This window comes from Mesorhizobium sp. M0016, assembly GCF_040324035.1.
In the GTDB taxonomy this organism is placed as follows: Bacteria; Pseudomonadota; Alphaproteobacteria; order Rhizobiales; family Rhizobiaceae; genus Mesorhizobium.
The window spans coordinates 211512-232528 of record NZ_JAMYVM010000005.1 but is presented as its reverse complement, the minus strand read 5'-3'; the positions used below and the strand labels follow the sequence as shown (position 1 = coordinate 232528).

At 64.4% G+C, this 21017-nt stretch carries 16 protein-coding genes; 9 read left to right on the top strand and 7 right to left on the bottom strand.

From position 1 onward, the window contains the following. Window positions 1–271: 271 nt before the first annotated feature. Window positions 272–730: a MerR family transcriptional regulator gene (locus tag NKJ88_RS10290; RefSeq protein WP_023823731.1), complete on the bottom strand. Its 459-nt coding sequence runs from the start codon at window positions 728–730 to the stop codon at window positions 272–274. Between the two features lie 478 nt (window positions 731–1208). Here NKJ88_RS10290 and NKJ88_RS10285 point away from each other — a divergent pair, with 478 nt between their 5' ends. The 4 genes from NKJ88_RS10285 (at window position 1209) to NKJ88_RS10270 (ending at window position 8519) form a co-directional block, all read left to right on the top strand. Next, window positions 1209–5180, top strand: coding sequence for an SEL1-like repeat protein (locus tag NKJ88_RS10285; protein ID WP_023823732.1), 3972 nt, complete (start codon window positions 1209–1211; stop codon window positions 5178–5180). 193 nt (window positions 5181–5373) lie between these two features. Then, the gene (locus NKJ88_RS10280; RefSeq protein ID WP_023669608.1) at window positions 5374–6297 is read left to right on the top strand and encodes a sulfite exporter TauE/SafE family protein; all 924 of its coding nucleotides are present in this window, start codon (window positions 5374–5376) and stop codon (window positions 6295–6297) included. Further along, entirely contained in the window at window positions 6297–7088 is a 792-nt protein-coding gene (locus NKJ88_RS10275) for a TIGR02186 family protein (protein WP_023736135.1), read from the top strand. The genes NKJ88_RS10280 and NKJ88_RS10275 overlap by 1 nt, the downstream gene beginning before the upstream one ends. Window positions 7089–7262: 174 nt before the next feature. Continuing rightward, window positions 7263–8519, top strand: coding sequence for an Hsp70 family protein (locus tag NKJ88_RS10270; protein WP_023823733.1), 1257 nt, complete (start codon window positions 7263–7265; stop codon window positions 8517–8519). Here NKJ88_RS10270 and NKJ88_RS10265 read toward each other — a convergent pair. After that, window positions 8512–9420: a LysR substrate-binding domain-containing protein gene (locus NKJ88_RS10265; RefSeq protein ID WP_023696707.1), complete on the bottom strand. Its 909-nt coding sequence runs from the start codon at window positions 9418–9420 to the stop codon at window positions 8512–8514. The two genes, NKJ88_RS10270 and NKJ88_RS10265, sit on opposite strands and share 8 nt — an antisense overlap. Window positions 9421–9698: 278 nt before the next feature. Between NKJ88_RS10265 and NKJ88_RS10260 the strand changes: the two genes are divergently transcribed. From NKJ88_RS10260 to NKJ88_RS10250, 3 genes are read left to right on the top strand one after another with little or no spacing between them, the layout of a single operon-like run. Continuing rightward, a complete protein-coding gene (locus NKJ88_RS10260; protein WP_352444011.1) occupies window positions 9699–12629 on the top strand; it encodes a molybdopterin oxidoreductase family protein in 2931 nt (976 codons plus the stop codon). Beyond that, window positions 12626–13354 carry a 4Fe-4S dicluster domain-containing protein gene (locus tag NKJ88_RS10255; protein ID WP_023823735.1) on the top strand — a complete coding sequence of 243 codons (729 nt, stop codon included), beginning with the start codon at window positions 12626–12628 and terminating at the stop codon, window positions 13352–13354. Before NKJ88_RS10260 ends, NKJ88_RS10255 begins: the two co-directional genes overlap by 4 nt. A 3-nt stretch (window positions 13355–13357) precedes the next feature. Next, on the top strand, window positions 13358–14296 hold the full coding sequence (locus tag NKJ88_RS10250; RefSeq protein WP_023823736.1) for a dimethyl sulfoxide reductase anchor subunit family protein: 939 nt from the start codon (window positions 13358–13360) through the stop codon (window positions 14294–14296). Between the two features lie 12 nt (window positions 14297–14308). Here the strand turns inward: NKJ88_RS10250 and NKJ88_RS10245 are convergent, their stop codons facing one another. Beyond that, a complete protein-coding gene (locus NKJ88_RS10245) occupies window positions 14309–15187 on the bottom strand; it encodes a LysR substrate-binding domain-containing protein (RefSeq protein ID WP_023688709.1) in 879 nt (292 codons plus the stop codon). A 94-nt stretch (window positions 15188–15281) separates the two neighbouring features. Here NKJ88_RS10245 and NKJ88_RS10240 point away from each other — a divergent pair, with 94 nt between their 5' ends. Next, on the top strand, window positions 15282–16253 hold the full coding sequence (locus NKJ88_RS10240; protein ID WP_023823737.1) for a quinone oxidoreductase family protein: 972 nt from the start codon (window positions 15282–15284) through the stop codon (window positions 16251–16253). A 4-nt stretch (window positions 16254–16257) separates the two neighbouring features. On the opposite strand, the gene pdeM is transcribed toward NKJ88_RS10240, so the two are convergent. Together pdeM and NKJ88_RS10230 are read right to left on the bottom strand one after the other, a co-directional pair. Continuing rightward, the gene (pdeM, locus tag NKJ88_RS10235; RefSeq protein WP_352444010.1) at window positions 16258–16974 is read right to left on the bottom strand and encodes a ligase-associated DNA damage response endonuclease PdeM; all 717 of its coding nucleotides are present in this window, start codon (window positions 16972–16974) and stop codon (window positions 16258–16260) included. Beyond that, window positions 16971–19475 (bottom strand): ligase-associated DNA damage response DEXH box helicase, encoded by a 2505-nt coding sequence (locus NKJ88_RS10230; protein WP_352444041.1) that lies wholly within the window; start codon window positions 19473–19475, stop codon window positions 16971–16973. Before NKJ88_RS10230 ends, pdeM begins: the two co-directional genes overlap by 4 nt. On the opposite strand from NKJ88_RS10230, the gene NKJ88_RS10225 reads away from it, so the two are divergent. Continuing rightward, window positions 19383–19577: a hypothetical protein gene (locus NKJ88_RS10225; protein WP_245260071.1), complete on the top strand. Its 195-nt coding sequence runs from the start codon at window positions 19383–19385 to the stop codon at window positions 19575–19577. The genes NKJ88_RS10230 and NKJ88_RS10225 overlap by 93 nt on opposite strands. A 133-nt stretch (window positions 19578–19710) precedes the next feature. On the opposite strand, the gene NKJ88_RS10220 is transcribed toward NKJ88_RS10225, so the two are convergent. Both NKJ88_RS10220 and NKJ88_RS10215 read right to left on the bottom strand, forming a co-directional pair. Next, on the bottom strand, window positions 19711–20571 hold the full coding sequence (locus NKJ88_RS10220) for a C40 family peptidase (protein ID WP_023823740.1): 861 nt from the start codon (window positions 20569–20571) through the stop codon (window positions 19711–19713). A gap of 29 nt (window positions 20572–20600) precedes the next feature. Then, complete coding sequence (locus tag NKJ88_RS10215) at window positions 20601–20951, bottom strand: MarR family winged helix-turn-helix transcriptional regulator (RefSeq protein ID WP_023669596.1); 351 nt, start codon at window positions 20949–20951, stop codon at window positions 20601–20603. Window positions 20952–21017: the final 66 nt, after the last annotated feature.

Genomic DNA, 21017 nt, shown 5'->3' with positions numbered 1-21017 from the left:
TTTCCTCCACCATGCGGGTCTTGGCCGCGAGATTGGGCCCCGAAACATGAGGTTGGGGGCGGCATGCGGGCCAATGTTGAAAGCGGGATAGCAAAAATTGACGTTTGCGTAAACGTCAATTTGGTCGCCGCGACAATTTACTTATGCCAGCCTGTCGGCACGAGCGGTGCAGGGCTTTGCGCAAAGCTAGGGTGGTCAAACAAAAAGAGCCACGCGGGCGGGCCGCGCGGCTCTTCCGTTCAAAGCTTTCGCCGGGAGCTGCGGAGCGAAATCAGCTGGCGGCGCTGGCCGGGGCCGAACGCTCGGACAGCATCTGGCGCACGGCCGACATCGAGCCGCTCAACTCGTTGATGGCGTCGTCGATCAGCGCGCGCTGCTTCTGCAGGCGGGCAAGCTGCTTCTCCGACTTGTCGAGAGCCAGCCGCAGCTGCTTGGTGTTGGATCCCGTCGGATCGTAGAGATCCATCATCTGCTTGACGTCGCGTAGCGAGAACCCGACCTTGCGGCCGAGCAGGATCAGCTTCAGCCGCGCCTTGTCGCGACGCGTGTATAGCCGCGTCGCCCCATCGCGCTTTGGATTGAGCAGGCCCTTGTCTTCATAGAAACGCAGCGTGCGCAGCGTCACGCCGTGTTTCTTGGCCATCTCGCCGATGCGCACGAGCTCCTCACTGGCTTCGGCAGACATATTGTTGGTGTTGGCCGCGGCTTCGCCGGGCGAAACAAGTTTCATAGTCACTGGCTTTCCCCTGTCGTGGCATCGCGGTCTCGGACCTTGCAACGCCTGAGTGGAAGCGGGGGCATGCTTCCAGTCGTGGTTTCAACTAATTCATCGCAAAAGGCACGAACGGCGCCCTCTTACGTTTACGTCAATTCTATATCGATAGCCGCCGCATGACGCAAGGGCGTTCTGGGATTGCGAAACCTTATGCCGCACCCCCGGCGCCGGGTCCGAACGGGCACCGCCTGTATTTCAGCAATGCCGTAACTTCTTAAGCTTGGTTAACACCTTGTTTACCACGATGGGTGAAATGTGCGGATGTCGGTCACCCGTGTTTATCCTGTAGCGAATTTTTCACGGTTTTTCGGAGAGCGGGCCTGGCCCGGGAAGCTCGTCTTCCGCCGCAGCAGTGCCGCGCGGCCGCCTTCGTTCCCGACAAGGACTTGGGAAACTGGCAGCAAGCCGGCCATTCTGAAAAACGGACGCATCGATGAACAGCAAGCGGTCCTATCTCGATACACTCAACGCCGGCAGGCCGCGCAGGCCGAACACCACACTTGATGAATTGAACCGCTCGCTGGAAACGCTGGAGCAGCGGCTGGAGCGCAAGCGCGAGGACGCCGCCGAGCGCTTCGATCCGCGCCGGCCGCCGGCAGAGCCGCGCTACGCAAGCGCCCAGCCCTACGCCCCGCCGCGCTGGTACGAGGACCCGCAGCCCACGCCGCGGCCGAAAAGCCCTGTGACGGCCGGCTTCGACCAGAACTATCAGGCGATCGCGCGCGACATCGACCGCGTGCGCGGCCAGGAAGACAGCGTCGCCGTGGTCGGCAAGATCGCCGGCGAATTGCGTGGCCTGCGCGAGGAACTGCGCCATCAGATGACGGCCGGCCTGCAGCGCGAATTCGCCGCGTTGCGCAAGGACATCGAACGGGCCTTCCAGGCGAGCAACCAATCGGGTGGTCAGGCAGGCGGCTTGCCCGGCAAGGGCAGCGCCGAACTCGGCGTCGAATTCGAGCGGCTGTCCGGCGCCATCCAGACGCTGGCCGAGAAGAGCGACGACCGAAGCGTCAACATGCTGCGGCTCGAGCTCGAGCAGGTAAAGACGGCGCTCGACACATTGGCGCGCGAGGAAAGCGTGCTGAAGGTCGACCGCCGCTGGGACGATTTCGACCGCCGCTGGAGCGCGTTCGAGGACCGTGTCGACGCCGACCAGCGCAACCGCGCCGACGGCCCCGGATTTTCGGCCCTGACCGACCGGCTCGAACAGATCAGCAATGCGGTCCACAATCTGCCGGAATCGCTGTCGCTGCGCTCGATGGAAGAAAAGGTCCGCACGCTTGCCGGCGCCGTCGATCATTTCGTCAGCCAGCAGAGCAACCGCGGCGGCGACACGCTTGGCCTGATCGACGAACGGCTCGACGAGATTTCGCGCGCCATCGTCGCCTCGACCGTCGCCGCACAGGCCAATTCCTTCGACCCCGAACCCTTTGAACGCATCGAGAAGCGGATCGCCTCGCTGGCGCAGCAGATTGAGGAAGTCGTGCAGGTTCGTCCGAGCGGCGAGGTTCTCGACCGTCTCAGCACGCTGTCGAACAGGGTCGACGAGCTTGCCGGCCGCGCCAATCTGCCGGAACAGGCGATGGAGCGCCTCGGCAAGCAGATCGCGATGATCGCCGACAAGATCGACCACGCCCCGGCCATGCCCGACGCCGACTATATCTTCCAGGGTCTGGAACAGCGCTTCGACGTGCTGTCGGGCATGATGGAACGCCGGCAGGGCGACGCCATCGAACAGGGCAACATGCTGTTTCGCGATCTCGAGCGGCGGCTGGACGAGGTTGCCGACCGGCTGGACCAGCGCCAGCCGCAGGCTGACAGCGCCGGCATCATGGACGCCATCGACGCACGCTTCACCGCGCTCGCCCAACGCATGGAGACGCGCATTCCCGATCCTGCCAACGAGGCGGCGATCCGCGGCCTGGAAAGCCGGCTCGAAGACATTTCAAGCCGGCTGGAATCGTCGGCCGCGCAGGTCGCCGGCATCGATCCGGCACTGATCCGCAGCCTCGAGGCGCAGGTCTCCAGCCTATCGGCGCATCTGTCGAAGCCCGGCACGCCGCTGCCGGAATTCGAGGACATCAGCCCGCGCCTCAACGAAATCGAGAAGTCGCTGGCTGGAACCCGCGAATCCATCATGGGCGCGGCACGGGAAGCGGCCGAGAGCGCCGTGCGCTCGCTGGCAGATTCCAACGCCAACACCGCGGCCGTTACCGGCCTTGCCCAGGATCTGAAGACGCTGGAAGCGCTGACGCGCCGTTCGGACGAGCGCAATTCACGGACATTCGAGGCTATCCACGACACGTTGCTCAAGATCGTCGATCGTCTGGGCTCGCTGGAGACCAGCGAACCGGCCGAGGCGGTGAGCGAGCTTCTGGATGCCCAGGCCGAGCCGGCGCGGCAGGCCCGCGCTGCACGCGCCTCCAAGATTTCGGTGCAGGACGCGCCGTCGATGGATATCGACCAGCCGCTGCCGCTGACCGGAGACATGGCCGACCTGGACGGCCGCGCCGCCGCCATCATGCGCAGCGAGCCGGATATGCGCAGCGACCCGGTCATGGGCAGCGAACCAGTGCGGCGCTCGCCAGCCGAGGCTGCCGCGGCCGCTGCCCAGGCAGCGCTCGGTTCCGACAGGATTGCCGAGAAAGGCGAAGGCACGGCCAAGAAGTCGCTGTTCGGTGGATTGGCGCGCGCCTTCAGGGGCAAGAAGCCGGCTGACATGCCGCCGCTTGCCGGCTCGGGGCCTAATGTCGACATGCCGAGCGTCGATCTCGACGAGCCGCTCGATCCGAAGCTCGCCAACCGACCGTTGGAGCCGGGCTCCGGCGCGCCCGACCTCAACGCCATCATGAAGCGCGTGCGCGACGAGCGCGGCCCGCCGGTGCGCCAAAACTCCGGCGATGCGTCGAAATCCGACTTCATTGCCGCGGCCAGGCGCGCGGCGCAGGCCGCGGCCGCCGAGGCCGACGCGTTGAAACGCCAGTCTACCATGAAGGGCCCGGTCAAGGCGCTTCGTATCGGCGACCTGCTCAAGGCGCGGCGCAAGCCGATCCTGATGGGAGCGGTCGCGATCATGCTGGCGCTTGCCGGCCTCCAGTTGGGCAAGGCCTTCTTCGCCGACCCGGTCGAGGTCGCAAGCAACGATACAGCGCCGATCGTCGCCTCGCAGCCGGTCGAGACTGCCTCGGTCAACGCTGCCAGCCAACCCAAGGCAGATGCGCAGGTGACCATGCAGGACGCGCCGGCCCGGATCGTCAGGCAGGCGGAGCCCTCAGAGCCAGCAGGCGGCAACGATGCGCCAATGAATGCGGCCTCGGTCGCCGGGCCCGAAGTGCCGGCGGTGGAGCCCGCGCCAGCGCCGATGGCTCTGGCCGATCCGGCCCCCGCGCCAAATGCAATGCTGCCGACCACCGCCACTGCGGGACCGGCGGCTGCCGACGCGCAGCCTGCGGCCGCCGTCATGGCGCCCTCGGCCTCGGATACGACGGCCTCGGATACTACCGGCGCCGTTCCGCCGGCTGATGCCGCGGCAACACCTGTCGTGGCCAAGATAGACGTTCCGGCCGATGCCGGCCCGCAAGCCTTGCGCGACGCGGCTGCCGGCGGTGACGCCAAGGCGCTGTTCGAACTCGGTTCGCGCTATGCTGAATCGCGCGGCGTCAAGGAAGACATGGCGGCAGCGGCCAAATGGTACGAAAAGTCGGCCGAGCTCGGCTTCGCACCGGCGGAATACCGCATCGGCAATTTCTACGAGAAGGGCATCGGCGTCACGCGCGACGTCAAGAAGGCAAAGACCTTCTACCAGCTCGCCGCCGCGCAGGGTAATGCCAGCGCCATGCACAATCTGGCCGTTCTGTTTGCCATGGCCGCCGACGGCGTGACCGACAATGAATCGGCCGCGCACTGGTTTCAGGCGGCGGCCGATGTCGGCGTCAAGGACAGCCAGTTCAATCTCGGCATCCTGGCGGCAAAGGGCGTCGGCATGAAGCAGAGCCTGGAGGAATCCTACAAATGGTTCGCGCTCGTCGCCAAGACCGGCGACAAGGATGCGGCTGCAAAGCGCGACGAAGTCGCCACTGCGCTGCGCCCCGAACAGCTGGAGCGGGCGCGCGCCGCCACGGAACTGTGGAAGCCGAAGCCGCTCGACCCGGCGTCCAACTCGGCCGACATTCCTGAATCCTGGCAGGAAGGCACGCCGCAGACCACCGCCAGCGTCGACATGAAGAAGGCGGTCAAGAACATCCAGCTCATCCTCAACAAGAACGGCTACGATGCCGGCGGCGCCGATGGCGTGATGGGCGGCAAGACCAAGACCGCAATCATGGCTTTCCAGACCGACAACAAGATGCAGGCGACCGGCGAAATCGACGAAAAGCTGGTGAAGGCGCTGCTGGCGCACAAATAACGGCAGATGCGTCGCTAACGCGACGCCCTTGCCATACATTTGCCTGTTAACTGCTTGAGATGTTTTTTGTTTCGGTAGGGCGGCGGGGTTTGATCCCACTGCCCCGGCGGTGCAAGAAAGAATTGGCTTTTCGGTGCGACAATGCCCTGGAATGGCTGCAATCGCCGACAGGCAAACTGATCGAGACTGACGGGTGGGCATCTATCTCCCGATCGCGGAAATTTCCGTCAACGTCTTCGTGCTGCTGGCAATGGGCGCGGCGGTGGGTTTCCTGTCGGGCATGTTCGGGGTCGGTGGCGGCTTTCTGATCACGCCGCTCTTGATCTTCTACAACATCCCGCCGGCAATCGCCGTTGCCACTGGCGCCAACCAGGTTATCGCCTCCTCCTTCTCCGGCGCGCTGTCGCACATGAAGCGCGGCACGCTCGACTTCAAGCTCGGCGGGGTGCTGCTGGCCGGCGGCATCGTCGGCTCGACCGGTGGTATCTTTGTCTTTGCCTTCCTGCGCCGGCTCGGCCAACTCGATTTGTTCATTTCGCTGCTCTACGTCGTGCTGCTCGGCACCGTCGGCGGGCTGATGCTGGTCGAGAGCGTCAATGCGCTGCGCGCCACGCGCAGCGGTGCGGCGCCGGTCTTGAAGAAATCCGGCCAGCACAACTGGATCCACCGGCTGCCGCTGAAGATGCGCTTCAGGGCCTCGAAGCTGTTCGTCAGCGTCATTCCGGTGCTGGGGCTCGGCGCCGGCATCGGCTTCCTGTCGTCGATCATGGGTGTCGGCGGCGGCTTCATCATGGTGCCGGCGCTGATCTATCTCTTGAAAGTGCCGACCAACGTCGTCATCGGCACCTCGCTGTTCCAGATCATTTTCACCTCGGCCTACACCACGCTTGTCCACGCCACCACCAACCAGACGGTCGACGTCATGCTTGCCTTCCTGCTGATGGCGGGCGGCGTTGCCGGCGCGCAATATGGCGCCAAGGCAGGACAGAAGCTGCGCGGCGAACAGCTCAGGGCACTGCTGGCGCTGCTGGTGCTGGCGGTTGCCATCCGGCTTGCCATCGATCTCTTCGTCACGCCGCCAAACCTCTATTCGCTGACCGCCGCGGGCCTGAACTGATGCCGCGGTGGGGGATTTTTTCGGCCGCCGCTTTGCTTATCGCCGTCGCTCTGCCGGCCGCAGCGCAATCGCCGAACCCCTTGCCGGAAGGCATCCAGATCGGTCTCTCCACCGACGCGGTGTCGATCACCGCCGGCTTTTCCGGCGCCGACCTGACCATTTTCGGTTCGCTGGAAAACCCCGACCCGCTGGTCGCGCGGCAGGGGCGCTATGACGTCATCGTCGTGCTCGAAGGGCCGCCGCGGCCGGTTGTGGTGCGCCGCAAGGACCGGGTGCTCGGCGTCTGGGTCAACCTGGAATCCGAGACCTTCGAGAACGTGCCGGTCTCCTACTCCGTCGCCACGACACGGCCGCTGCAGGACATCACCGAACCCAACAGCTACAAGCAGCTGTCGCTCGGCGCCTCCAACCTTTACATGCAACCGGCCGACGTAACCGACAGTCCGGCGACGATCGAGGAATTCACCGTGGCGCTGCGCGAGCGCAAGGCGGCGACCGGCCTCTATAGCGAGAATGTCGGCGGCGTGCAGTTCCTGTCGCAGAACCTGTTTCGCGCCACGGTGCGGCTGGCGCCCAATGTCCCGGTTGGAACGCATAAAGCCCGCGCGTTTCTGTTCAAGAGCGGCCTGTTCCTCAAGGAAAGCTCGGCCCAGCTCGAAATCCGCAAATCGGGTTTCGAACAGTCGATCTTCCGCGTCGCGCATGATTACTCCTTCCTCTACGGCGTCTTCTCCGTGTCGCTGGCCATGATCACCGGCTGGCTGGGCAGGCTGATCTTCCGCAGGGATTGACGCGCACGACCCATTTCCGGGGAAAGGGGGTTCCCCTTTTCTCAGTCTTGCGATAGACCGCCGCCTCCCAACCCTCGGGTTACACGCACAATCATTCGGCAGAACGGTCAGGCCTCTGGACGGCGCGCCTTGCGGACGCCTGCCACAGCGACGACCCAATGACAGGAGGCTGCAATGCACCAGGCATTTGGCGGCATCGATTTCGGCACGTCCAATTCTACGGTGGGCGTGATCCGCAACGGCCAGGCACGGCTGGTGGCGCTGGAAGGCGAACAGCCGACATTGCCAAGCGCGGTTTTCTTCAACTTCGAGGACGGTCACACCTATTTCGGCCGCCGCGCCATTGCCGACTACACCGATGCCATCGAAGGCCGGCTGATGCGGTCGCTGAAGAGCGTGCTCGGCAGTTCGCTGGCGCATGAGAAGACGCGGATCAAGGCCCGGCAGATCGGTTTCATCGACATTGTCGGCATGTTCGTCGGCCATTTGAAGAAGCGGCTTGAGGAAGATGCCGGCGCTCCGGTGGAGAACGTTGTGCTCGGCCGGCCGGTGCAATTTGTCGACGACGATGTGGAAGCCGATGCCAAGGCGCAAAGCGAGCTTGAAAAAGCGGCGCGCGCGCAAGGCTTCAAGCACATCGCCTTCCAGTTCGAACCGATTGCGGCAGCACTCGACTATGAGCAGGACGTGAAGCGCGAGGAACTGGCGTTGATCGTCGACATGGGCGGCGGCACGTCCGACTTCTCGATCGTGCGCGTTTCGCCGCAACGCGCCCGCTCACGCGACCGCAAGGACGACATCCTCGCCAACCGAGGCATTCATATTGGCGGCACCGATTTCGACCGGCTGCTCAGCATCGCCCATGTCATGCCCAAGCTCGGCTATCTCTCGCCCACAAAAGACGGCAAGCGCAACCTGCCGGCGAGCTATTTCATTGATCTCGCGACGTGGCAACGCATCAACCTCGTTTACACCGCCAAGGCGATGACGCATCTGAGGCAGATCCGCTTCGAGGCCGTCCGCGCCGACCTTGTCGACCGCTTCATCCATATTGTCGAGCACCGTTACGGCCATGCGCTGGCCGGCCTGGTCGAACGAGCCAAGATCGCGCTGACAGATCAGGCTTCGGCTGATGTGACGGTGGCACTGCCCGGCGCGGGTTTTGCCGCCGAGATCACGCGAGACGGCCTGGAAGAGACGATTGCCGCCGACATCGAGCGGGTGTCCGCGACGGTGCGGCAGACGATTGCCGATGCTGGCGTGAAAGCGTCCGACATCACCGCCGTGTTCCTCACCGGCGGCTCGACCGCCATCCCGCTGGCACGGCGCGAAATCCTGTCGCTGGTGCCGCAAGCCGCCGTTATCGAGGGCGACATGTTCGGTTCGGTCGGCCTTGGCCTGGCGCTGGATGCACAGCGGAAGTTTAGCTAGAGCTCACGATGCGGTTCCCGCCCTCAGCGCCGAGATGCGCCTTGAGCGCCATCTGGGCCAGGCTTGCCTGGCGGTCACGATGGGTGATCATGGCGAAGTCGCGCTTCGGCAGCTCGAGCGGCACCGACCGGAGACTGCCCTCGGCGACGGCGCGTCCGACGACGAGGTCCGAGATGATGGTGGCGCCGGCGCCGGCCTCGACCGCCTGGCGAACCGCCTCGTTGCTCGGCAGCACCAGAAATATCTGCAGGTCGCCAAGCGATATCCCCTCGCGGCGGGCCAGGTCCTCCAGCACCTCGCGCGTGCCCGAACCACCCTCACGGATGATCCAGCGCAGCCCTCTGATATCCGGGCGGCCCGGCGCGATCTCGGCGATTTCGGGATGCGAGGCGGCGACGACCAGCATCAACCTGTCGACGTCGACCTTGGTGCGGCGGAGGATGTCTGACTCGGTGCGCCCCTCGACCAGACCGAGATCGGCGGTGCCATCGAGCACGTTGGCCTCGACCTGCCTGGTGTTGCCGATGCTGACGCTCAAGCGCACCGCCGGGTAGGCCTCGTGGAAAGAGGCCAGCCGGCGCGGCAGCCAGTAGCTGGCGATGGTCAGGCTGGCGGCGATGGACAGACTGCCGGCGACCGTCTGCGAGACATGCTCCAGCACATTTCGGGCGGCGGCGGCGCGTTCCAGCACCGCCTTGGCCTCGGGCAGGAAACGGTGGCCGGTCTGAGCCAGCTCGATGTTGCGGCCGACACGGTTGAACAGATGAACGCCATGCTGCTCTTCCAAAGCGCGGATAGCCGCCGACGCCGCCGACTGGGAGATGCCCAAAAGCTCCGCCGCCTTGGTCATATGGCCGCGTTCGGCAACGGCAACGAAAATGCGCAACTGGTCCAGCGTCATGTGTGCATTAAGAACCAATTCCGATCGAATTTACAAGAACAACTGATTAGACGGATCGATAGCTTTATTCTACTTTTTCAGTCGAAGTTAGAAAGAATTCGCCAACAAATCGCGGCCAACAAAATGATCGGGCGGTTCAGATCCCTGTTTGCGCATTGGACCCGTGGCCTCAGGCGGCGGCTGGCCGGCGATCGATATCATCCTGAAGAACACTATATGCGTGGCCCCGGACCGAAGACGCGGGCCAAATTCGCAGGTAGCAAAAGCACGCCGGCATCATGAACCCAGCTGCGCCGCGCGGAGCCAATTCCGCACCGTCGCAACGGCCGCTTGGCGATACACGCGCGCCTGATGAAGGCGACGGCGTCGACACCTCGCCCGCTATCTCCGACAGCATCGCCAAGACCACCTGTTATATGTGCGCCTGCCGGTGCGGCATCGACGTCCACATCAAGGACGGCAAGGTGCGCTACATCAACGGCAACAAGGCCCATCCGGTTAACCGCGGCGTAATCTGCGGCAAGGGCAGCTCCGGCATCATGCAGCACTACAGCCCGGCGCGGCTGAAGAAGCCGCTGTTGCGCAGCGGCCTGCGCGGCTCGGGCGAATTCCGCGAGATCGAGTGGGAAGAAGCGTTTTCGATTGCGACCGGGCGGCTATCGCATATCCGCCGGACCGATCCGAAAAAGCTCGCCTTCTTCACCGGGCGCGACCAGTCGCAGTCGCTGACCGGCTGGTGGGCGAGCCAGTTCGGCACGCCGAACTTCGCCGCCCATGGCGGCTTCTGCTCGGTCAACATGGCGGCCGGCGGGCTCTACACGATCGGCGGCTCGTTCTGGGAGTTCGGCGAGCCGGACTGGGACAATACGAAATACTTCATGCTGTTCGGCGTCGCCGAGGACCATGATTCCAACCCGATCAAGATCGGCTTGGGTAAACTCAAGGCGCGCGGCGCCAAGGTGGTGTCGATCAACCCCTGTCGCACCGGCTACAACGCCATTGCCGACGACTGGATCGGGATCCGGCCCGGCACCGACGGCCTCTTCGTCTTCGCCCTAATCCATGAACTGCTGAAGGCAGGCCGCGTCGATCTCGATTATTTGCTGCGCTACACCAACGCCCATGTGCTGGTCGTCCAGGAGCCGGGTGCGGCGGACGACGGGCTGTTCCTGCGCGACAGCGACAACAATCTTCTCGCCTGGGACAGAGTGGCGAAGACAACCGTCAACGCAGCCGATGCGGATGCGAAACCGGCGCTGACCGGCAGCTTCACGTTCGCCGGCCGCCGTTGCGTGCCGGTGTTCCGGCTTATCGCCGACCGCTACATGGACGACAGCTACGCACCCGATGCGGTCGCGGCACGATGCGGCATTCCGGCCGACACCATCCGCCGGATCGCTGCCGAACTCGCCCACGTCGCCTTCGAACAGACGATCGAACTGCCGGTTGCGTGGACCGACTGGGCCGGACGGCGGCACGAGACGATCAAGGGACGGCCGGTGTCGATGCATGCCATGCGCGGCATCTCGGCCCACTCCAACGGCTTTCACTCCTGCCGTGCCATCCACCTGCTGCAGGTGCTGCTCGGCACGGTGGACGTGCCCGGTGGCTTCCGTTTCAAGCCCCCCTACCCGCGCTCGGCGCCGCCGGGACCGAAGCCGGCCGGCAAGGTGGTCAGGCCGATGACGCCGCTCGACGGCATGCCGCTCGGCTTCGTCTGCGGGCCGGACGATCTCCTGGTCGACGAGGCCGGCACGCCTTTGCGCATCGACAAGGCTTATTCCTGGGATGCGCCGCTCGCCGCGCATGGGCTGATGCATACGGTCATCCGAAATGCGTGGGCCGGTGACCCGTACCCGATCGACACGCTGATGATGTACATGTCGAACATGGCTTGGAATTCCTCGATGAACACCGTCGAGACCATTGCCATGCTCACCGACCATGACGAAGCGGGTAACTACAAGATCCCCTTCATCATCTATTCCGACGCCTATTATTCCGAGACGGTGCCGTTCGCCGACCTGGTGCTGCCCGACACCACCTATCTCGAACGTCACGACTGCATCAGCCTGCTCGACCGGCCGATCAGCCATGCCGACGGGCCGGGCGACGCGATCCGCCATCCGGTGGTCGAACCGGACCGAGATGTCAGGCCGTTCCAATCGGTGCTGATCGAACTTGGCGCTCGGCTTGGCCTGCCCGGCTTCGTCGAGGACGATGGCTCGGCCAGATATGCCGACTATGCCGACTACATCGTCAATCACGAACGCACGCCGGGCATCGGCCCGCTGGCCGGCTGGCGCGGCAAGGACGGCACTTCCGTCGGCAAGGGCGAAGTCAATCCCGACCAGTTGCAGCGCTACATCGGCAATGGCGGCTTCTGGCACCAGGATTTTGCTGAGGACCAGCGCTATTACAAGATGGCCAACCGCTCCTATCTCGACTTCGCAGAGCAGATGGGGTTCATCCCCAAGGCCGAGCCGATCGTGTTCCAGCTCTATTGCGAACCGATGCAGCGCTTTCGCCTCGCCGCGCGCGGTCATGGTCGCGTCCAGCCGCCCGAGAGCGAACGCCGGCGCATCGAGACCTATATGGATCCGCTGCCGTTCTGGTTTACCCCGTTCGAAGAGGCCGCCGTCGATCCGCATAAATACCCGCTGCATGCGCTGACGCAGCGGCCTATGCACATGTATCATTCCTGGGGCTCGCAGAATGCGTGGCTGCGGCAAATCACCAGTCAGAACCGCCTGTTCGTGCACCACAAGACCGCGGCAGATCTCAGTCTTGTCGACGACGACTGGGTGTGGATCGAGAGCATCAACGGTAGGGTTAAGGGGCAGATCAAGCTGGTCGACGGCGTCAATGCGGATACGGTCTGGACCTGGAACGCCATCGGCAAAAGGCGCGGCGCCTGGGGTCTGAAGGACAACGCTGCCGAGACCAACCGCGGCTTCCTGCTCAACCACATTATCGGCGACCAGACATCGGCTGACGCGAAAGGCAAACGCTATTCGAATTCCGATCCGGTGACCGGCCAGGCGGCGTGGTTCGACCTCAGGGTACGCATTGTCAAATGCTCTGATGAGGAAGCCGGCTTCACCGAACCGCAATTCGAGCGTTTCAGCCAGCCGCCAAATGTCGAGCCTTCGCCCGACATCCTTCGCTTCGGCGCCGAGTTCCGCGTCCATAGGGAAGCCGTGGAATGACCTGCCTTCCCGCCCATACAGACAAGAAGCTTGGCCTAGTCATCGACCTCGACACCTGCGTCGGCTGCCAGGCCTGCGTCACCGCCTGCAAGGAGTGGAACACCGGCGGCCACATGGCGCCACTGACCGACATCGACCCCTATGGCGGCCGTGTCGACGGCGTCTGGTTCAACCGCGTGCACAACTACGAGCACACGACCGAGGCGGGCGGGCGCACGGTCAACTTTCCGCGCTCCTGCCTGCATTGCGAGACGCCTGCCTGCGTCACTGTCTGCCCGACCGGCGCGTCCTACAAGCGGGCGTCGGACGGCATCGTGCTGATCGACGAAAGCAAATGCATCGGCTGCAAACTGTGCAGTTGGGCCTGCCCCTATGGCGCGCGCGAATTCGATACCGACGTCGGCGTGATGAAGAAATGCACGCTGTGCGTCGACCGTATCTACAACGACAATCTGGCCGAGGAAGACCGCGTGCCGGCCTGCGTTGCCGCCTGCCCGACCAGCGCCCGGCATTTCGGCGACCTCGGCGATCCCACCTCGGCGGTATCGCAACTGGTGGCGGAGCGTGGCGGCGTCGACCTGATGCCGGAGATGGGTTACAAGCCGACCAACAAATATCTGCCGCCGCGCGCCCAGCGCGCCGCATCGGTGCCGGCGCCAAGGCTCGAGCCAGTCACGGTCGAAGGTGGTTTTCTTGGCTGGATCGACCGCATGCTTTCGAACTGACCAATGCATCCAGCCTTTTCCGTCGTTTTCTTCACCACTGCTACAGGAGCGGGCTACGGACTGCTGGCGCTGCTCGGCGTGCTTGGCGGACTGGGTTTTATCCCGGCCCATTTCTGGCTCGGCCTTATCGGCATGGGGCTGGCGCTTGGCCTGATTGCTGCCGGCCTTTTGTCGTCGACCGGCCATCTCGGCCGGCCCGAACGCGCCTGGCGCGCCTTTTCGCAATGGCGTAGCTCCTGGCTGTCACGCGAGGGTGTATCGTCGGTCGCAACCTTCATTCCCGCCGGGCTGTTCGGCATCGGCTGGGTGTTTTTTGGCCGCACCGGAGGCTGGATGGCCATCGCCGGGTTTCTCGCAACTATCGGCGCAATCGTCACCGTCTGCACCACCGGCATGATCTATGCCTCGCTGAAGCCGATCGCGCAGTGGCATAGCCCGTATACGCTGCCGGGCTATCTCATCTTTTCGGCGATGACCGGCAGCGTGCTGTTGAACGCGCTGCTGCAGGCTTTCGCCATCAGCCCGACCGCCGTTGCGGTAGCCGCCCTGCTGCTGACCTTGCTCGGCTGGGGCTGGAAGCTGGCGACGTGGCGATACAATGACGCGCTGGAGATCGCGACCACCGCCAACACGGCGACAGGCCTCGCCGGAGGGACGGTTCGCTCGCTGGAATGGCCGCACACCGAGGAGAACTACCTGCTCAAGGAAATGGGTTTTCGGATCGCGCGCAAACATGGCGCAAAGCTGCGGCTGATCACGCAGTTGCTGGCTTTCGCCTTGCCTGCCCTGCTGCTGCTTTCTGTCTTACTCGCTTTGCCCTGGCCATTCGCAGCGGTGCTGTCGGTGCTTGCGGCAATCGTCCAGTTCGCCGGCATGCTGGTCGAGCGCTGGCTGTTCTTCGCCGAGGCCAAGCACACCGTCACCCTCTATTACGGCCGGTAGAGCGTCCCGCCGTCAGGCGGCCCGTGCTCGTGGCGCCGCCGGCAAATCCTTAAGCAGGATTTCGATCGCGGCATCGATTACAGCTGTCCTGCGGTCGTGCGCGTAAAGGCCGTATTGGACCGTGAGCGGCTCGGGCAGGCCGGCTGACGTCTTCAGCACCCGCATCGAAGCGGTACGCACGGATTCGGGCGGAAGCAGTCCAACGCCCAGTCCGTTCTCGATGGCGGCCTGAAGGCCGGTGACGCTCTGGCACGACAGGACGATCCGGTGCTCCCGGCCGGCGGCGACCAGCGCCTCGATCATCCGCCTGCGCCAAGGGCAGGTTGCGCCGAAGGCGGCGAGATCGAGTGGCCGGTCATGGTCCAGCACATAGTCCTGGGCGCAGACCCACTGCAGTTCGACGTTCCATGTCGTCACGGCATCGGCCGCGACGACGGATGTCGGGGCAATCATGACATCCAGCGCATCCTCGCTCCACAGCCGTCCCAGCGCGACGCTGTGCTCGACCATCGCGTCGAGGCTGATGTCGGGATAGGTGCGATGCAGCCGCCCAAGCGCGGCCGAAAGCGCGGCCGTGGTGACCTCTTCGGCAAGACCAATACGCACGCCGCCGCCAATGCTAGCCTGCTGCAGACGCGCCACCGCTTCGTCGCCGAGAGCGAGGATGCGGGTCGCGTATCCCAGAAAGAGCTCTCCCGCCGCAGTCGGTACGACACCGCGGCCGGTGCGCTGGAACAAGTGCCGTTGGAGCAGGCCCTCCAGCCGGCGCATCTGCATGCTCATCGCCGATTGGGTCTTGCCGGTCTGCGCGGCGACCCTGCTCAGGCTACCTTGCCGGCAGACCGCGACATAGGTGCGGAGAAGGTCGAGGCCGATCTGCTCAGATATCATTTTGTTTGAACTCTGATGTCATAGGTATCAGTCTACAATGATATCTCGCCACGCGCTATCTCACACTCAAGAGAACAGCGCAGGGGAGAAAACCATGAAAGCGATCCGTGTTCACCGCCATGGCGGGCCAGATGTGCTCGCCTACGAAGATGTCGACATCGGCCAGCCCGGACCGGGCGAGGTGCGCGTGCGCAACCGGGCGGTCGGTCTCAACTTCGTCGACATCTATTTTCGCACCGGCGAATACGCGCCGCCCGCTCTGCCATTCATTCCCGGCAATGAAGGCGCCGGCGAAATCGTCGCCGTCGGTGAAGGCGTCAGCGGCTTCGCGCCTGGCGACCGAGTCGCCTATGTCGAGACGCTCGGCGCCTATGCCGAAGAACGCATCGTGCCGGCGCATTTCGTCGTGCATCTGCCCGACGCCATCGATTTCGAGACGGGCGCGGCCATGATGCTGAAGGGGCTGACGGCGCAATATCTGCTGCGTCGCACGTTTCGCGTCGAGGCGGGCCATACAATTCTGGTGCATGCCGCAGCGGGCGGCGTTGGCCTCATCCTGACGCAATGGGCAAAGCATCTCGGCGCCATCGTCATCGCCACGGTCGGTTCACCCGAAAAGGCCGAACTTGCGCGCGCCAATGGCTGCGACCATGTCATCGACTACAGCAAAGAGAATTTCGCCGCACGGGTGAAAGAGGTCACCAACGGCGAGGGCTGCCACGCCGTCTATGACGGCGTCGGCAACACGACCTTCCCGGCCTCGCTCGACTGCCTGCGGCCGTTCGGCACCTTCGTCAGCTACGGCACAGCGTCGGGGTCGATCCCGCCATTCGACATCATGCTTTTGATGCAGAAGGGTTCGCTGTTCGCCACCTGGCAGTTGCTGTTCCATCATCTCGCCAGGCGTGAGGACGTTGTCGCCATGAGCGAGGATCTGTTCAGCGTCGTCCTCAGCGGCGCAGTGAAAATCCCGGTGCACACAAGCATGCCGCTTGCCGAAGTGGCGGAGGCGCACCGCCGGCTCGAAGCACGGCAGACGACAGGCGCAACCGTGCTTATACCGTAGAAACTCAGCCCGGCCGCAGCATCGAACCGGAAATGGCGAAGATGCGCGCGGCGCCCAGCATATAAGCTATCAACGTCTCGCGGCGGAACAGGCCGGCATAGGCGCGGTCGAGCACGTTGAGCGAGCCGGTATAAGCGCCGAAGGCCGGCATGATCATGCGGCCGCCATCGCCGGCAAAGCAGCGCCGCCGCACCGAGCGGCCCTGCTGGACGATCCTGGCGCAAGGGTGAAGATGGCCGGCAACTTCGCCCTCGGTTCTTATCTTCGACGGCTCGTGGCGGAACAGCAGCGAGCCGATGGCGAGTTCGCGCACCGTCTCGCCGGGCAAATCCGCCGGCGCTTCCGGGTCATGGTTGCCGGCGACCCAGAACCAGTCGCGGCCGGCCATCAATGCTTCCAGCCGATCGCGGAAGGTTTGATGCATGCGCTCGGCGCCGCCGCCGTCGTGGAAGGAGTCGCCCAGGCTGATGACGATGGCCGGCTGGTAGTCCGCGATTACCGCCTGCAGCCGGAGCAGAGTGGCGCCGGTATCGTAGGGCGGGATCAGTGCGCCGCGCCTGGCGAAGGACGAGCCCTTTTCCAGATGCAGGTCGGAGACCGCGAGCAGCCTCAGATCGGGGAAATAGAGCACGCCGCGCGAATCACAGACCGCGCGCTCGCCCGCGATGCCGACCAAGTCGGCCTCGGCCATCAGCGATGCCCGCGCCAGCGAAAAATTCATTCCTCAATCATCCCGGGGCCCATGGCTTCCTCGACCAAAGTCGCGGCATCCATCAGCAGCGTTTCGTCGGCCTCGCCATTCACCGGCATCTTGCCGATTTCGAGCATGATCGGCACGGCCAGCGGCGATATCTGTTCGAGTGCCTTATGCACGATTCGACCCTGGATGCGCGAGAGCATGTCGGCAAGTCTGCTGACATCGAGCAGACCGGTCGCCGCGTCGGCGCGCGTCGCCTGCAGCAGGATGTGGTCGGGCTCATGGCTGCGCAGCACGTCATAGATCAGATCGGTCGAGACGGTGACCTGGCGGCCGCTTTTCTCCTGGCCGGGGTGACGTTTCTCGATCAGGCCCGAAATCAGCGCGCAGTTGCGGAAGGTGCGCTTGAGCAGCCAGCTGTCGGCCAGCCAAGCCTCCAGGTCGTCGCCCAGCATGTCCTGGTCGAACAGCGCGCCAAGCGAAGGTTTCCGCGATTTGAACATCGCACCCATATCGCCCAGCGACCATATGGCCAGGGCATAGTCGGTGGCGACGAAGCCGAGCGGCCTGGCGCCGGCCCTGTCCAGGCGGCGGGTGAGCAGCATGCCGAGCGTCTGGTGCGCCAGCCTGCCCTCGAAAGGATAAGCGACGAGATAGTGACGGTTGCCGCGCGGAAAGGTCTCGATCAAGAGGTCGTCGCGTTTGGGCAGTATCGATTTGTCGGCCTGGAACCGCAGCCAGTCCGACACCTGCTCCGGCAGCTTCCTCCAGCGCTGCGGGTCGTCCAGCATGGCGCGCACCTGCTCGGCGAGGTAGGTCGAAAGCGGAAATTTGCCGCCGCCATAGTAAGGCACCTTGGCGTCGCTTCCCGGCGCGTTCGAGACGAAGCATTCATTCTCGCGGATGCCTTCGAAGCGCAGCACTTTGCCGGCAAACATGAAGGTGTCGCCATGCGTCAGCGTTTCGAGGAAGGCCTCCTCGATCTTGCCCAGAGCCCGGCCGCCGTGCGGAGCCGAGCCTTTGCTGCCAGCCTTGACGTAACGCACATTGAGCGCCGGCACCTCGATGATGGTGCCGACGTTCAGCCGATATTGCTGCGCGACGCGGGGATTGGAGACCCGCCACATGCCGTCCTTGTTGAGGCGGATGCGGGCGTAACGCTCGTAGTTCTTCAGTGCGTAGCCGCCGGTGGCGACGAAATCGATGACGCGGTCGAATGTCGGCCGGTCGAGGCTGGCATAGGGCGCTGCTGTCAGCACTTCCTCGTAGAGATCGTCGGCGCGAAACGGCGCTCCGCAGGCGCAGCCCAGCACATGCTGGGCCAGCACATCGAGCCCGCCATTGACCAGCGGCGGCGTATCCTGGGCGCCGAGATAGTTGGCGTCGAGGGCTGCCCGGCACTCCAGCACCTCGAAACGATTGGCCGGGATCAGGATCGCCTTCGACGGCTCGTCCATGCGGTGATTGGCGCGGCCGATGCGCTGCGCCAGCCGGCTGGCGCCCTTGGGCGCGCCGACATGGACGACCAGATCGACATCGCCCCAATCGATGCCAAGGTCGAGCGTCGAGGTGGCGACGATGGCACGGAGCGCGTTTTCCCCCATCGCCTTCTCGACGCGTCGGCGCTGGGCGACATCGAGCGAGCCGTGATGCAGCGCGATCGGCAAGGTATCCTCGTTGACCCGCCACAATTCCTGAAACAGCAGCTCGGCCTGGCTGCGGGTGTTGACGAACAGCAGGGTGGTCTTGTGGCGCTTGATCTCGCGGTAGATTTCCGGCGTCGCATAGCGCGCCGAATGGCCGGCCCATGGCACGCGCTCTTCCGAATCGAGGATCGAGATTTCGGGCTTCGCGCCGCCGGTTACGACGATGAGCTCAGACATATCGGGACTTGCCAAGCCTTTGGGCGGATTCTGGCTCACCAGCCAGCGCCGCAACTCGTCGGGCTCGGCCACCGTTGCCGACAGACCGATCGTCTGCAGGCCGGGCACGATGCTGCGCAGCCGCGCCAGCCCGAGCGCCAGCAGATGGCCGCGTTTCGATGTCACCAGCGAATGCAGCTCGTCGAGCACGACATAGCGCAGATCCTCGAAGAAGCGCCCGGCATCGCCGGCCGCAATCAGCAGCGCCAATTGCTCGGGCGTGGTGAGCAGGATATCGGGCGGCGCCAGCTTCTGGCGCTGTCGCTTGTGGGAAGGCGTGTCGCCGGTGCGCGTCTCGATGGTGACGGGCATGCCGATCTCCTCCACCGGCTTGCCGAGGTTGCGCTCGATGTCGACGGCCAGCGCCTTCAGCGGCGAGATGTAGAGCGTATGGATGCCGCGCCGTGCCATACCAGCTTTGCGTCTGGGGCGGTTGGCCAGTTCGGTCAACGATGGCAAGAAGCCGGCCAGTGTCTTGCCGGCGCCGGTCGGTGCGATCAAGAGCACCGATTGCCCGGCTTGAGCCTTCGCCAGCAGCTCGATCTGGTGAGCGCGCGGCGACCAGCCTTTTTCGCCAAACCATCTGATGAATGGCTCGGGCAGAAGGACGGCGGCATTTTGTTTGGCAAGGCGCGGCTGCTCGGTCACGCGAAAGAGGTAGCGCGACGGCGCGCGATCGCCAAGGAAAATCGGAACAAAAGGTGATCGGGTGAGTTATCCTCACCCCGTACGGGAGAGGATGCCGGCAGGGGGCAGCGCGAGCTTTCAATCGCTGGCGCCGCCCCTCATCCGCCGTTCGGGCACCTTCTCCCCGTGAACGGGAGCGAAGGAAGAGGCGCTACGGCCGCCGAAAGCCCGTCGGCCCGCCATAGAGATACCCAATCCGGCCGATCGCCTCCTTCAGCCCTTCGCGCGAGACCAGCATGGTGTGGCCGTTGGCGTGGATCATGGTCTCGGCGTCGGTCATGATCGCGACATGGCCCTTCCAGAACACCAGGTCGCCGCGTTTCAGTCCGGCATAATCGAATCCCGGATCGAGCGGCTCGCCGAGGCCTGCCGCTTGCATGTCGGAATCACGCAGCACATTGCGGCCGGCCATGCGCATGGCCAGTTGCACAAGGCCCGAACAGTCGATGCCGAAGCCGGAGCTGCCGCCCCAGAGATAGGGCGTGCCGAGAAACATCTCGGAGACCGAGACATAGTCGGCGGCGATATCACTGACCGGGCGCACATGGCCGGCAATGAGCGCCTCGCCGGAGAGCAACAGCGCATAGTGCGTGCCGCGCGTTTCGGCAGCGCCCGTCACCGTCACCGTCGAGCCCATAGACAATTGGCCGCTGATCGGGAAGCGCAGATCCGGGCCGGGATAGAGGAAGGTGCGCGGCGCCGTGACGATGTGGGTTGGCGCATGCTCGCGTGCGCCCAGCATGGTGGCGCCGACGTAGCCGACATAGCCGTCGCGTTCGGCCTGGACCCAGGCCCATCCCTCGGCTTCCTCGAAGACAAGCACATCGTCGCCGAACAGTACCTGCGTGTTGACGCCGGCATCCGGGCGCGGTGCCTTGCGCACGTCAGCCACGGAGGCTGTGATCCGAGCCGGACGGCCGGTGACGAAGCGATCGGCCGAAACCTTCCCTTTCAGCCTTGCATCGGCGAGGTCGGAACGGAAGGCGTGGAGGCGGGCATCCCTGGCAGTCAAATCGGTACTCGTTCTAATTCATGGATTGATCAGATGGGCAGTTCATGAGCCCTGGCAACGATACCATCCCCGAAGCGCTCGACAAAGAGCGCGCCTTCGACCGTGCGCCGGATCAGCACATTGCGCTTGTCGAGCTCGTCGCGATGGCGTGACACCAGTTTCAGCGCACCCATAGTATCGAGGGCGCGGGTGATGACCGGCTTGGTGACATTGAGGCGGGCTGCCAGGCCGCGCACCGTGTGCGGCGGCGGGTCGAGATAGATGGTGAACAGGATCGCCGTCTGGCGCATGGTGAGATCTGGCGCGCCGGCGCGCACCTGGGACAACATCACCTGCTGCCATAGTCGCATCGCCTGGCTCGGACGCATCGAAATCGACATCGCGCGAGCATGACGGCAAATTGTTTCGGTTCCGTTTCAGTTTAGAGGCAGTGTGCTTTGCTCACG